Source organism: Sinorhizobium sp. Y406, from assembly GCF_058732025.1.
Genome location: NZ_CM178975.1, coordinates 1,155,840 through 1,168,251, shown reverse-complemented (window position 1 = coordinate 1,168,251; position 12,412 = coordinate 1,155,840). Strand labels below are relative to the sequence as shown.

The 12,412-nt window shown below is 61.0% G+C and carries 11 protein-coding genes; 7 read left to right on the top strand and 4 right to left on the bottom strand.

What is annotated here, in order from left to right:
- Position 1 precedes the first annotated feature (1 nt).
- The 7 genes from hmgA to AC4P1R_RS22295 all read left to right on the top strand — a co-directional run bounded on the left by hmgA (position 2) and on the right by AC4P1R_RS22295 (position 7,820).
- The gene (gene hmgA / locus AC4P1R_RS22325; RefSeq protein ID WP_492178819.1) at positions 2-1,339 is read left to right on the top strand and encodes a homogentisate 1,2-dioxygenase; all 1,338 of its coding nucleotides are present in this window, start codon (positions 2-4) and stop codon (positions 1,337-1,339) included.
- Between the two features lie 42 nt (positions 1,340-1,381).
- The gene (gene fahA / locus AC4P1R_RS22320) at positions 1,382-2,644 is read left to right on the top strand and encodes a fumarylacetoacetase (RefSeq protein ID WP_492177890.1); all 1,263 of its coding nucleotides are present in this window, start codon (positions 1,382-1,384) and stop codon (positions 2,642-2,644) included.
- A gap of 10 nt (positions 2,645-2,654) precedes the next feature.
- Positions 2,655-3,605 carry an MBL fold metallo-hydrolase gene (locus tag AC4P1R_RS22315; protein ID WP_492177889.1) on the top strand — a complete coding sequence of 317 codons (951 nt, stop codon included), beginning with the start codon at positions 2,655-2,657 and terminating at the stop codon, positions 3,603-3,605.
- Between the two features lie 21 nt (positions 3,606-3,626).
- Positions 3,627-5,261 carry an FAD-dependent oxidoreductase gene (locus AC4P1R_RS22310; RefSeq protein ID WP_492177888.1) on the top strand — a complete coding sequence of 545 codons (1,635 nt, stop codon included), beginning with the start codon at positions 3,627-3,629 and terminating at the stop codon, positions 5,259-5,261.
- Positions 5,254-5,451 carry a DUF2783 domain-containing protein gene (locus AC4P1R_RS22305; protein WP_492177887.1) on the top strand — a complete coding sequence of 66 codons (198 nt, stop codon included), beginning with the start codon at positions 5,254-5,256 and terminating at the stop codon, positions 5,449-5,451. The genes AC4P1R_RS22310 and AC4P1R_RS22305 overlap by 8 nt, the downstream gene beginning before the upstream one ends.
- Before the next feature lie 100 nt (positions 5,452-5,551).
- Positions 5,552-7,507: an acetoacetate--CoA ligase gene (locus tag AC4P1R_RS22300; RefSeq protein ID WP_492177886.1), complete on the top strand. Its 1,956-nt coding sequence runs from the start codon at positions 5,552-5,554 to the stop codon at positions 7,505-7,507.
- A gap of 31 nt (positions 7,508-7,538) precedes the next feature.
- Positions 7,539-7,820 (top strand): hypothetical protein, encoded by a 282-nt coding sequence (locus AC4P1R_RS22295; protein ID WP_492177885.1) that lies wholly within the window; start codon positions 7,539-7,541, stop codon positions 7,818-7,820.
- Between the two features lie 75 nt (positions 7,821-7,895).
- Here the strand turns inward: AC4P1R_RS22295 and AC4P1R_RS22290 are convergent, their stop codons facing one another.
- The 4 genes from AC4P1R_RS22290 to AC4P1R_RS22275 form a co-directional block, all read right to left on the bottom strand.
- Positions 7,896-9,248, bottom strand: a complete 1,353-nt coding sequence (locus tag AC4P1R_RS22290; protein ID WP_492178818.1) for an aminotransferase class III-fold pyridoxal phosphate-dependent enzyme — start codon at positions 9,246-9,248, stop codon at positions 7,896-7,898.
- A 4-nt stretch (positions 9,249-9,252) separates the two neighbouring features.
- Complete coding sequence (locus AC4P1R_RS22285; protein ID WP_492177884.1) at positions 9,253-9,903, bottom strand: HAD-IA family hydrolase; 651 nt, start codon at positions 9,901-9,903, stop codon at positions 9,253-9,255.
- Entirely contained in the window at positions 9,900-11,381 is a 1,482-nt protein-coding gene (locus AC4P1R_RS22280) for an aldehyde dehydrogenase family protein (protein WP_492177883.1), read from the bottom strand. The genes AC4P1R_RS22285 and AC4P1R_RS22280 overlap by 4 nt, the downstream gene beginning before the upstream one ends.
- A 148-nt stretch (positions 11,382-11,529) precedes the next feature.
- Entirely contained in the window at positions 11,530-12,327 is a 798-nt protein-coding gene (locus AC4P1R_RS22275; protein WP_492177882.1) for an IclR family transcriptional regulator, read from the bottom strand.
- Positions 12,328-12,412: the final 85 nt, after the last annotated feature.

The window sequence follows — 12,412 nt, the reverse complement described above, 5'->3', positions numbered from 1 at the left end:
AATGACCCGTGCGCCCAGCCTTAACGGTTCGCAAGAAGGTTACATGCCGGGTTTTGGTAATGATTTCGAGACAGAGGCCCTGCCGGGCGCACTGCCGCAAGGGCAGAATTCGCCGCAAAAATGCAACTACGGCCTCTATGCAGAACAGCTTTCCGGAACCGCCTTCACCGCGCCGCGCGGGCAGAACGAGCGCACCTGGTGCTACCGCATCCGCCCGTCGGTGAAGCACACCTCGCGCTTTTCGAAGATCGACGTGCCGCATTGGAAATCGGCCCCGCATATCCTGCCCGATGTGATTTCGCTGGGGCAGTATCGCTGGGATCCGATACCGCATGCCGATGAGATGCTGACCTGGGTGACGGGCATGAAGACGGTCACTACCGCCGGCGATGTCAACACCCAGACGGGCATGGCGGCCCATGTCTATCTCGTAACCCAATCCATGGTGGACGAGTATTTCTACTCGGCTGATGGCGAACTGCTGGTCGTGCCGCAGGAGGGCCGGTTGCGCTTCTGCACGGAACTTGGCGTGATCGATCTGGAGCCGAAGGAAATCGCCATTCTGCCGCGCGGTCTCGTCTATCGCGTGGAGGTGCTGGAAGGGCCGTGCCGCGGTTTTGTCTGCGAGAATTACGGCCAGAAGTTCGACCTGCCCAATCGTGGCCCGATCGGGGCAAACTGCCTCGCCAATCCGCGGGATTTCAAATGCCCGGTCGCGGCCTTCGAGGACCGCGAGGCTCCCTCGCGCGTGATCCTTAAATGGTGCGGGCAATTCCACGAAACCATGATCGGCCACTCACCGCTCGATATTGTCGCCTGGCATGGCAACTATTGCACCTACAAATATGACCTGCGGACCTATTCGCCTGTTGGCGCGATCCTGTTCGATCATCCCGATCCGTCAATCTTCACGGTGCTGACCGCGCCATCGGGTCAGGAAGGCACCGCCAATATCGATTTCGTGCTGTTCCGCGAGCGCTGGATGGTGGCCGAACATTCCTTCCGCCCCCCCTGGTATCACAAGAACATCATGTCCGAGCTGATGGGCAATATCTATGGCGTCTATGATGCCAAGCCGCAGGGATTTGCGCCCGGCGGCATGAGCCTGCACAATTGCATGCTGCCACATGGCCCTGACCGTAACGCCTTCGAACATGGTTCGAACGAGCCGATGGTGCCGCATTTCCAGGCAGAAACGATGAGCTTCATGTTCGAGACGCGCTTTCCCCAGCACCTGACCGAATGGGCCGCTAGAAATGCGCCGCTACAGGATGATTACATCGATTGCTGGGACAGCCTTGAGAAGCAGTTCGACGGCACCCCTGGCATGAAGTCGTGACCTGTTTCCTTCTCCGAAAAATCCCTGCCGAAGGATGCAAGCATGCCGCTGATGCGTAGCTGGGTTGAAAGCGCCAATGATGCCGGATGCCCCTTCCCGCTCAACAACCTGCCTTGCGGCGTCTTTGCCGCTGGCGATGGTGCGAAACATTGCGGCGTGGCGATCGGCGATCGCATTCTAGACGTTACGGCGCTGGAGAAGACCGGCGTGATCGCCTTCAACGGCGGTCCGCTGCTCAACCAGCCGGCCTGGAACACGCTGATGGCGGCGGGTCTCGAAGTCTGGGCTTCGCTGCGGGCGCAACTGACTGCACTCCTTGAAGAAGGCTCCGAAAGCCGCAGCTTGGTCGGGCCGCATCTAGCGCCGCTTGCCGGGGCGGAGCTGCATCTGCCCTTTGTGGTCGCCGAGTACACGGATTTCTACGCCAGCCGCCACCATGCCTTCAATGTGGGGACGATGTTCCGGGGGCCGGAAAATGCCCTGCCGCCGAACTGGCTGCATATTCCGATCGGTTATAATGGCCGCGCCTCGTCGGTGGTGGTCTCGGGCACGGATGTTCGGCGTCCCTGGGGCCAGTTGAAGGGCCCCTATGATGCGGTGCCGCACTTTGCCCCGTCGCAGCGGTTTGACATCGAGCTTGAAATGGGCGCTGTGGTTGGGCTGCCTTCCACATCCGGACGGCCGGTAACGGTGGCCGAAGCGGATGCGATGATCTTCGGCTATGTGTTGCTGAACGACTGGTCGGCCCGCGATATCCAGGCTTGGGAATATCAGCCGCTTGGACCTTTCCAGTCAAAGGCGACGGCCACGACCATTTCGCCCTGGATCGTGATGAAGGCGGCGCTCGAGCCCTTCAGGGTTTCGACACCGGCGCGCGAGGTGCCACTTCTGCCGCATCTCGCCGAGCCTGGACCGCTGCTCTACGACATTGATCTGGACGTGGCTCTGGCGCCGGAGGGCAAGGCTGAGACCATTATTAGCCGCACCAATTATCGCGAAATGTACTATTCCGCGGCCCAACAGCTTGCCCACCACACGACCTCAGGATGCGCCATGAATACCGGCGATCTGCTCGGGTCCGGCACGATTTCCGGACCGGTGAAGGAGAGCCGTGGCTCGCTGCTGGAACTCAGCTGGGGTGGCAAGGAGCCGCTGACGCTGGCCAGCGGCGAGACCCGCAGTTTCTTGCATGACAATGACACGATCACCCTGCGCGGCACAGCAGGCGGTGACGATTTCACAATCGGGTTTGGCGAATGTGTGGGACGTATCCTGCCCGCCCTTGCCGACCCCTATGCACGATAGGAATGACGAGATGAGCATGGCATTTGCCTCCCAGGGCGACCTAACCGAAAAGAAGATCAGCTTCACCGAAATCGGCGACGGGCTCTATGCCTTCACCGCCGAAGGCGACCCGAATTCGGGTGTCATCATCGGCGATGACAGCGTCATGGTGGTCGAGGCGCAGGCCACGCCGCGTCTGGCGCAGAAGGTGATCGACTGCATCCGCACCGTCACCGACAAACCCATTACCCATGTGGTGCTGACGCATTATCACGCCGTGCGGGTGCTCGGGGCCAGCGCCTTCAATGCCAGCCAGGTCATCATGTCGGAGACGGCGCGCAAGATGGTCGTCGAGCGCGGGCAGGAGGACTGGGAAAGCGAGTTCCAGCGTTTCCCGCGCCTGTTCCAGGGCCACGAGTCCATTCCGGGCCTGACCTGGCCAACCACGACCTTCAACGGTAAGATGACCGTCTTCCTCGGCAAGCGCCGGGTCGACATCCTGCAGGTAGGCCGCGCCCATACCGCCGGTGACGCAGTCATTCATGTGTCCGACCAGAATGTCATGTTCACCGGCGATATCGTCGAGGCCCATTCGGCCTGTTATTGCGGCGACGGCCATTTTGCGGACTGGGGCAATACGCTCGAAGCGATCCGCGCCCATGATCTGGCGGCCATTGCACCGGGCCGTGGCGATGCCGTAGTCGGCCGCGATGCGGTCGATGCCGCGCTCGACCGCACCAAGGACTTTGTCGAATCGACCTACAAGCCGGTGGCCCGCATTGCCGCCCGCGGCGGATCGCTGCGCGAGGCTTGGGACGCCGTGCGGTTCGAATGCGATCCGAAGTTCAAGGATTATGCAATCTACGAGCACTGCCTGCCGTTCAATGTGGCGCGGGCCTATGACGAGGCGCGCGGTATAGACCATCCGCGCATCTGGACGGCAGAGCGCGATCTGCAGATGTGGGCAGACCTTCAAGGCTGATCGTTTCCCGGAGGAGGGATCATGAAAACCCCTGTCACGGAGCGCTATCCGTTGGCGTTTCGACTGTACCCGTACGTCAAGTCGCCGGACCAAACCGCCGTAACGCCGGTTAGGCACAAGGTCGTCGTCGCCGGAGGCGGCCCGGTGGGACTCGCAACCGCGCTCGACCTTGGCCTGCGCGGCGTCCCGGTCCTCGTTCTCGACGACCAGGAAGGAGCCGGTCTCGGCAGCCGTGCCATCTGCTTCGCCAAGCGGACGCTCGAGATCTGCGACCGTCTCGGTGCAGGCGAGGCCATGCTGGCCAAGGGCGTGCAGTGGAGCATCGGCAAGGTGTTCCATGATGACAGGCTGCTTTACGAATTCAATCTCCTGCCGGAAGATGGCCATGCCTTTCCCGCCTTCATCAATCTGCAGCAGCCCTGGTTCGAGAAGTTTCTTCACGACGCCCTGATCAAAGCGCGGGGCGAGGGCGCGCCGATCGAGATCCGCGGCCGCAACCGCATCGACCATGTAACGCGGCATGCGGATCATGTGACGATCGACCTTATGACCCCGGACGGACCCTATAGCCTGGAAGCCGACTGGCTGGTCGCCTGCGATGGCGCGCGTTCACCGATCCGCTCCATGCTTGGCCTCGGCTTCGAGGGACGTGTCTTTGAGGACAATTTCCTGATCGCCGACGTGAAGATGAAGGCGGATTTCCCGACCGAACGCTGGTTCTGGTTCGAGCCGCATTTCAAGTCCGGCGACAGCGCGCTCCTGCACAAACAGCCCGATGATATCTGGCGGATCGATTTTCAGTTGGGCTGGAGCATCGACAGGCAGAAGGAACTGCAGCCGGAGAATATCCGCGCCCGGGTCAGCGCCATGCTGGGGCCGGATGTCGAATACGAACTCGACTGGTGCTCGATCTACACCTTCCAGTGCCGCCGTATGGAGAAGTTCCGCCATGGCCCGGTTCTCTTTGCCGGGGATTCCGCCCATCAGGTCTCGCCTTTCGGCGCGCGCGGCGCCAATTCAGGCGTGCAGGATGCCGACAATCTCGGCTGGAAGCTGGCCCTTGTGGTCCAGGGGCTCGCGCCCGATGCGCTGCTCGACACCTACGACGAGGAGCGCGTCCACGGGGCGGACGAGAACATCGCGAATTCGACGCGGGCAACGGATTTCATCACGCCGAAGTCCGCCATCTCGAAGCTCTTTCGCAATGCGGTTCTCGAGATTGCCGAGACCGTTCCCTTCGCGCGGACCCTGGTCAATTCCGGCCGTCTTTCCGTTCCCTGCACCTATGACGGCTCGCGGCTGAACGGACCCGATCTGCCCGGTCTGCCCGCCCGCACGCGCCCTGGCAGTCCATGTCCGGACGCACCGATCGGCGGGGAGTGGTTGCTGCGCCTGATCGGCGGCCATTTCACGGTGCTCGCGATCGATGCGAACGTCCCGGAGGAATTTTCCGCGCACGGCATTGCGCTCAGGGTGCTTCCGCTTTCGGCACGCGAAAACGGGGCGCTCGGCGAGCGTTATCTCGGCGGGGCGAAGAGCGCGGTCTACCTGATCCGTCCCGACCAGCATGTTGCCGCGCGCTTCGAGCATTTCGATGCCAACGCGATCGCTGCCGCCCTTGCCCGTGCCCTTGCAAAGGATCGAGAGGATGCTTGAAATCAAGCCCAATTTCACCCGGCCCGACGAATCCTATGCGCTCCTGATCAAGGCGCATGAGGGACTTTCGGAAGCCGAGAGCCACGCAATGAACGCCCGCCTGATCCTGATCCTGATGAACCAGATCGGCAATCATGCCACGATCAGCGAGGCACTCGATCTTGCGCGGAAGACGGCCGTCAAATCCTGACGACGGATCAATCTTAGATGTGAATACAACTAATACTACCGCCAGTTCCAGGAAGAGGGCGGCCATCGCCGGTGGCCCGGATGATAAGGGAAGTCTCTCGATGAGCGCGACCGCGATGCCGCATTTGACACCTGCGCAAGACCGCATCGCGGAGGCGGAAGTCACCCGCTTCCGCAAATGGTGCGCCGAGACATTTGCCGTTTCGTTGCCGAACCATGACCAGTTCCATGCATGGTCCGTTCGCCAGCGTGGCTCCTTCTGGTCTGCGGTGTGGGACTATTGCGGTGTGCGAGGCGATAAGGGCGAAGTCCATCTGCTTGAGACAGGCGATATCCTGGAAGAAAGGTTCTTCCCGGCGGCGAGGCTTAATTTTGCGGAAAACCTGCTCGCAAAGCGGGGCAGCGACAATGCGCTCGTTTTTCGTGGCGAAGACAAGGTAGCCAGCCGCTGGAGCTGGGACCGGCTCGCCGACACTGTCTCTCGGTTGCAGCAGGCCTATCGTTCGCTCGGAATCGGGCCGGGTGATCGCATTGCCGCCATGCTACCGAACCTCCCTGAAACTGTGGCCTGCATGCTGGCGGCGGCATCGATCGGCGCCATCTGGTCTTCCTGTTCTCCGGATTTTGGCGAACAGGGCGTGATGGACCGCTTCGGCCAGATCGAACCGAAGCTGTTCCTTGCCTGCGATGCCTACTGGTACAACGGCAAGCGCATCGATATCAGCGACAAGGTGACGTTGCTGGAGCCAAGGCTCGGCGTGCCCGTCGTCATCGTTGATTATTGCGGCGGCGCAGGAAGCCTCGCCTCAGGGCTGACGAACGGACAGACCTTTGAGGCCTTCATAGCGGCCCATCATGGCCGCGAACCCGAGTTCGAGCCGCTGCCCTTCGCCCACCCGCTGGTCATCCTGTTCTCTTCCGGAACGACGGGCGTACCGAAATGCATCGTCCACTCGGCAGGGGGAACTCTGCTGCAGCATCTGAAGGAGCATCGCTTCCATTGTGATCTTCGTGACGGGGACAGGCTCTTTTACTATACGACCTGCGGCTGGATGATGTGGAACTGGCTCGTTTCCGGCCTTGCAAGCGGTGCCACGCTCTGCCTCTATGATGGTTCTCCCTTTGCTCCCGATGCAAAGGTGCTGTGGGACTATGCCGAGGATGAGCAGTTTTCAGTCTTCGGTACCTCGGCCAAATATCTCGATACGCTTGCCAAGGCCGAGGTGAAGCCGCGCGAAAGTCATCGCCTGGACCGGCTGGCGGCGGTGCTGTCGACGGGTTCGCCCCTCTCGCCGGCAAGCTTCGATTATGTGTACCGGGACATCAAACCAGATATCCACCTCGCCTCCATGTCCGGCGGCACCGATATCGTGTCATGCTTCGTGCTCGGCAATCCGGTGAAGCCTGTCTGGTCCGGCGAAATCCAGGGGCCGGGGCTGGGCATGGCCGTCGAGGTTTTCGACGACCACGGCAAGCCTCTTGAGAGCGGCAAGGGTGAACTCGTCTGCACCAGTGCTTTCCCGTCCATGCCGATTGGCTTCTGGAACGATCCGGGGCGCTCTCGCTTCCGTGCGACCTATTTCGAGCGCTTCGAAAACTGTTGGTGCCACGGCGACTTCGCGGAATGGACCGCGCATGGCGGTATCGTGATCCATGGCCGCTCGGATGCCACACTTAATCCGGGCGGGGTCAGGATCGGCACGGCCGACATCTACAACCAGGTCGAACGAATCCCCGAGATCGAAAGCTCTGTGTGCATCGGGCAGGATTGGGACAACGACGTTCGCGTCGTTCTCTTCGTCAAGCTCCGCACTGGCGTGGCACTCGATGAGGCCCTGAAGCAGAAGATCAGGCTGCAGATCAGAACCGGCGCATCCCCGCGCCACGTGCCGGCAAAGATCATCGCCGTTGCCGATATTCCCGTGACCAAGACCGGTAAGGTCGTCGAGCTCGCGGTGCGCGAGGTGGTTCACGGGCGTGCTGTCAAAAATCAGGAAGCGCTGGCCAATCCGGAGGCCCTCCGCCTCTTCGTCGGACTGGCTGAGCTGACGGTCTGAGCCAAAGCGTCATCGATCTCGGCAGCAGACGTTGCAGAGCACGCATGTAGTCCCGCCTCTTGCCTTATCCCTGATCGATGCTGAAACCGTGGTTGCGAGCGAACACAGCCACAGCATGGCGATGGCGGCGATGATGAGAGGGGGCGCCCAAGCCAGCGGCTTGATCGACGTCAGCATGCTCTCGGTGACGCCGATCAGCAGCCCGGCGATGAAGGTCACGGGGATGGATTTCACTCTGCCGGTGATGGTGCTGGCGATGATCGGAATGACTACAGCGCCGCGCGTCTTTTCAGACGCGCAAAGGTCGCTGTAACTCTTTGAATCTACGCATCGAGCTTTCCGAAAATCGGATACGATTTTCGGGCCGATGCGCCAGGAAGGTGAGACCTCAGAGAGCCGAGAAACCTGTATCCAGCGCGGACAGGATCTTTGAGACATCCGCTGCAGTAACGATCAACGGTGGGGACAGAATGATGTTGTTGCCCGAGACGCGAACCATCACGCCAGCCTCGTAGGCGACGCGATGCACCTTGCCGATGCTCGTCTTGTCGATCGGCGCCTTGGTGCCACGGTCGGAAACCAGTTCCAGGGCGCACATGAGACCGTGACCACCTCGCACGTCGCCGATCACGCCGTGCTTCGCCATCAGGGCTTGCAAACCGGCAAAAAGCTCGTCTCCGCGCGCCGCGGCATTCGCCGCAACCTGTTGCCGTTCCGTCTCCCGGAGGCAGGCTATGGCTGCCGCAGCACCGACCGGATGGCCGGAATAGGTGTAGCCCGAGCCGATGGCGCCCTTTCCGGACGTGTCCTTCTCGAACACTTCGGCAACGGCGTCGGACAGCATGACTGCCCCGAACGGGAAGTAACCGTTGGTGATGGCCTTTGCCGAGCAAAGAAGGTCCGGCTGAACGCCCCAGTGGCGCGAGCCGGTCCAGCTTCCGGTACGCCCGAAAGCCGTGATGACTTCATCGGCGACCAGAAGGACGCCGTATTTCGAGCATATCGTGCGCAATCCCGGCATGAAGCTCTTATGCGGCGGGATGACGCCACCTGCGCCAAGCACCGGCTCGACTATGAATGCGGCGATGGTCGAGGGATCCTGAAACTTGATCTCGTCTTCGACCGCGGCAAGGCACAATTGTGCAAGCCGCTCGGGATCGGTTTCGTTGAACGGGTTGCGATAGGTATAGGGCGCCGGGGTGTGGAAACAGCCCGGCATGAGGGGTTCATACTGGGTCCTGAAATTGGCATTGCCGTTTACCGACGCACCAAGCGTGTGCGTCCCGTGATAGCCTTTCTTCAAGCTGAGGAACTTGACCCGCCCGGCCTCGCCCCGGATCTTGTGGTACTGCCGCGCGAGGCGCAACGCGATCTCGACGCCATCTGATCCACCGGATGTGAAAAATGCGCGCGACAAGCCGTCCGGCGCAAAGAACACGGCGAGCATCTCGGCCAATTCGATGACATTGTCGTTCGTCGTGCCACGGAAGATCGAATAGTAGGGCAGCCTGTCGAGTTGCGCTGCAATCGCTTTTTTCACCGGTTCACAGGAGTAGCCGAGGTTGACGTTCCACAATCCCCCGACAGCATCGACCAGCCGGTGACCATCAACGTCGATGATTTCGACACCCTCCGCCTCGACGATGATATCGGGCGGATTGGCGAGGGTTTCGGCGGGATGCGCCATCGGGTGCCACAAGCGCCTCGCATTGTTTTCCTTCAGAAAATTGGACGTCTTCATTCGGCTAGTTTCCTCGTGCGAGCATGTCGAGCGCGCGGGCATAGCTTTCGCCCGGACGTGTTACATCGAAATGGACATGCGGCATGCCGACCGAGACGGCGCCGCTCAGGTTCTTGGCCTGGTCATCGACGAAAACACAGTCCTTCGCCTCGAGATTCAGTCCATCCGTCACGAAACGGAAGGCTCGGGGATCGGGTTTGAGAATACCTGTATAGGTTGCGTCAACGATCAGATCGAAATGGGTAAGAAAGGGGAGCTTGGTGCGGAAATCCTTGCCGTAGAAGAGATCCAGCTCGTTTGAGAGGATGGCGAGTTTGCAACCGGACGCCTTGGCCCGTGCGATCGCGCCAAGCGCCTCGGGGCGTATGACAGCTTGCGGGTCAGCACCTCTCAGGCGGCCGACGAACTCGGGGAATTCGGTCCACGTCTCACCGATGAGGGCTCCGGTCTCGCGCATTCTCAATGCCCAGTAGTCGCGTTCGGTCATTTCACCGGCCTGCATTGCACGCCAGGCATCGTCGCCGTCGGGGTAGAAGGGGCCGCGCCACGTGAGTGTCCCCGAAGGCAAGCCGAGCGCCGCCTCAGACAGCGCATGCGTCTCAAACAGTGTCTTGGAGATCACTCCGCCGAAATCGAGAACCAGTGCGCGCATCACAGCTTGATCCACGTAGTCTTGAGGTTGAGATACTTGTCGAAGGCATGGAGTGACTTGTCGTGTCCATTTCCCGACTGCCTCACCCCGCCCAATGGTACGGTGAGATCAGACCCGCCATAAGTGTTGATGTGCACCAGCCCGGCCCGGATCTTGCGTACAATGCGATGGGCGCGCGACAGGTTGGAGGTCCATACCGCTGCAGCGAGGCCGTATTTGCTGTCGTTCGCAAGCGCCACGGCCTCTGCCTCGGTATCGAAAGCCGTCACAGCCAAGACTGGACCGAAAACCTCTTCTTGAAAGACCCGGTCATCCCTGTCGGCATCTGCGACGATGGCGGGCGACATGTAGAAGCCCCCGGTTTCTTCCAAAATACGATGACCGCCGATCACCCTGCGTCCTTTGCTGCGCGCCTCCTCCACGAATTGCAGGTTCTGCTTGAGCTGCCGTTCGGAATTGACTGCGCCGGATTGGGTAGCGGTATCGAGCGGATCACCGACCTTGATGGATGCGGCATGGACAGCCAGTTTTTCGACGAATTCTTCATGGATCCGGCGTTCGACCAGGAGGCGTGAACCGGCGATGCAAACCTGGCCGGAATTCCGGAAAATGCCGTGGGCAGATACTCTGGCGGCCTCATCCAGGTCTGGGGCATCGGCAAACACGATGTTGGGAGACTTTCCGCCGAGCTCCAGATAGACCCGCTTGAGGTTCGACCGCGCCGCTGCTTCGAGCAGGTACCTTCCGGTCGGCCCCGAGCCGGTGAAAACCAGAACATCGACATCCATGGATTCCGCGATTCGGGCGCCAACGACCGCTCCTTCGCCGGTCACCACGTTGAAGACGCCCGGCGGCATACCGGCGTCCAAGGCCAACTCAGCTATCCGCACGAGGCCGAGGGAGGCGGTCTCTGCAGGCTTCAGCACCATGGTGCAACCGGCAGCAAGGGCAGGACCGAACTTCCAGGCACCTATCATGAGGGGGAAGTTCCAGGGAACGATGGCGCCGACGACTCCGGCAGCCTCTCGATGGACGAGACCGATGAACGCCGGATCCGTCGGGGCGACTTCGCCGAACAGCTTGTCGACGGCTTCGGCATAGAAGCGGACCGTGGCGGCCGCGGACAGAGGCTCCGCCTTCAGGGCCATGCCGATCTCGGTGCCGTTTTCGCGCACGCCCAGCACCGCAAGTTCCAACGCGTTCGCCTCGATCAGGTCGGCCCATTTGAGCAGGATCTTCTTGCGGGCCGCCGGAGCCATGTCGGACCAGCAACCGCTGTCGAAAGCCTGCCGAGCAGCGGCAATCGCGGCATCGGTATCCTCGCGCGTCCCGCGTGCCATTGTCGTCAGCACTGTTCCGTCGACGGGCGAAATCACGGACATGGTACCATGATCCGAGGCAGGAACACGCCGTCCATTCATCACATGCTGAAAGGGTACGAGGGGGACCGCGCGGAGCGCGTCGATACGGTCTTGGTTCATGATGACCCTTGGTCCATATTGGTTTATTATTTACATCGACGGTTTACATAATGCGCCGAAGAGCACTATCCGTCAACCCCGCTAGCGGCGAGGAACAACGTCGTCGCGGCCCTACCGGCCTTTGGCCTGTGGGCGACGCCGAGCCGTTTCAGTTTTGAGACCGAGCAAACCGGGAAGCCGCGGCGAGAAAGGTGGTTGGCGGTCGTCCACCCGTACCACGGTTGACCTTATCGGCCTCCCGGAACAGCGCAGCGATAGCCTGGCGACGAAGCTCGTTGGTCATTCTGTGAGCGGGGGTGGCAACAGCGATCGACCCAACCGGCGCGCCGTCGAGGTCGAATACCGGAACGGCGATCCCGTAGACATCATCCTCGTTCGTCTGATCGGCTTCGGCATAGCCGGTGAGCTGGATCTCTTGAAGTCGGGCGCGAACCACGTTTCCATCCGTCAGCGTCCGCGAGGTTTTGGCTTTCATCGGTTCACTCAGCACACGATCGACAAATTCCACCTTGGAAAACGCGAGGAAAGCGAGGCCCGATGCTGTACTGTGCATCGGCAGGATCTCGCCGGCGACCAGTGAAACCCGACTTCCGCGACTGCTCTCCGAAACGCCTATCGTCGCAAGTGCCCGACCTGAAATCAGCGAGGCGTGCGCCGTCTCCCCTAACTCCGCGGAGATGGCATCGAGAGAATGCTGGTACACCGATGTGACCGGGAAGGCGGTCTCCCGAACACGCGCCAAGCGCAAGACACCTGCACCGAGGCGATATAGGCGCGCACCACCACGCTGCTCGAGCAGGCCTTGGTCGCACATGACAACCAGCATCCGATGCACAGTCGCCTTGTCGATGCCAGATCGACGGGCGAGTTCGGATAAGCCGATTTCCGGCTCGGCCTCCGAGAAATAGTCGAGCAATGAAAGAGCCTTAGCAACCGTTGTAGACATGAGGTCAGGGAATCCGAAAGAGGTGCCGGAGCCTTTGCATCCCAAACTTTATTGACGAGAGGCAAGACAGCGGCTATATTTGAAC

Coding starts and splice junctions, on each gene's coding strand:
- hmgA (WP_492178819.1), top strand. CDS start 2: ATGACCCGTGCGCCCAGCCTTAACGGTTCGCAAGAAGGTTACATGCCG.
- fahA (WP_492177890.1), top strand. CDS start 1,382: ATGCCGCTGATGCGTAGCTGGGTTGAAAGCGCCAATGATGCCGGATGC.
- AC4P1R_RS22315 (WP_492177889.1), top strand. CDS start 2,655: ATGAGCATGGCATTTGCCTCCCAGGGCGACCTAACCGAAAAGAAGATC.
- AC4P1R_RS22310 (WP_492177888.1), top strand. CDS start 3,627: ATGAAAACCCCTGTCACGGAGCGCTATCCGTTGGCGTTTCGACTGTAC.
- AC4P1R_RS22305 (WP_492177887.1), top strand. CDS start 5,254: ATGCTTGAAATCAAGCCCAATTTCACCCGGCCCGACGAATCCTATGCG.
- AC4P1R_RS22300 (WP_492177886.1), top strand. CDS start 5,552: ATGAGCGCGACCGCGATGCCGCATTTGACACCTGCGCAAGACCGCATC.
- AC4P1R_RS22290 (WP_492178818.1), bottom strand. CDS start 9,248: ATGAAGACGTCCAATTTTCTGAAGGAAAACAATGCGAGGCGCTTGTGG.
- AC4P1R_RS22280 (WP_492177883.1), bottom strand. CDS start 11,381: ATGAACCAAGACCGTATCGACGCGCTCCGCGCGGTCCCCCTCGTACCC.
- AC4P1R_RS22275 (WP_492177882.1), bottom strand. CDS start 12,327: ATGTCTACAACGGTTGCTAAGGCTCTTTCATTGCTCGACTATTTCTCG.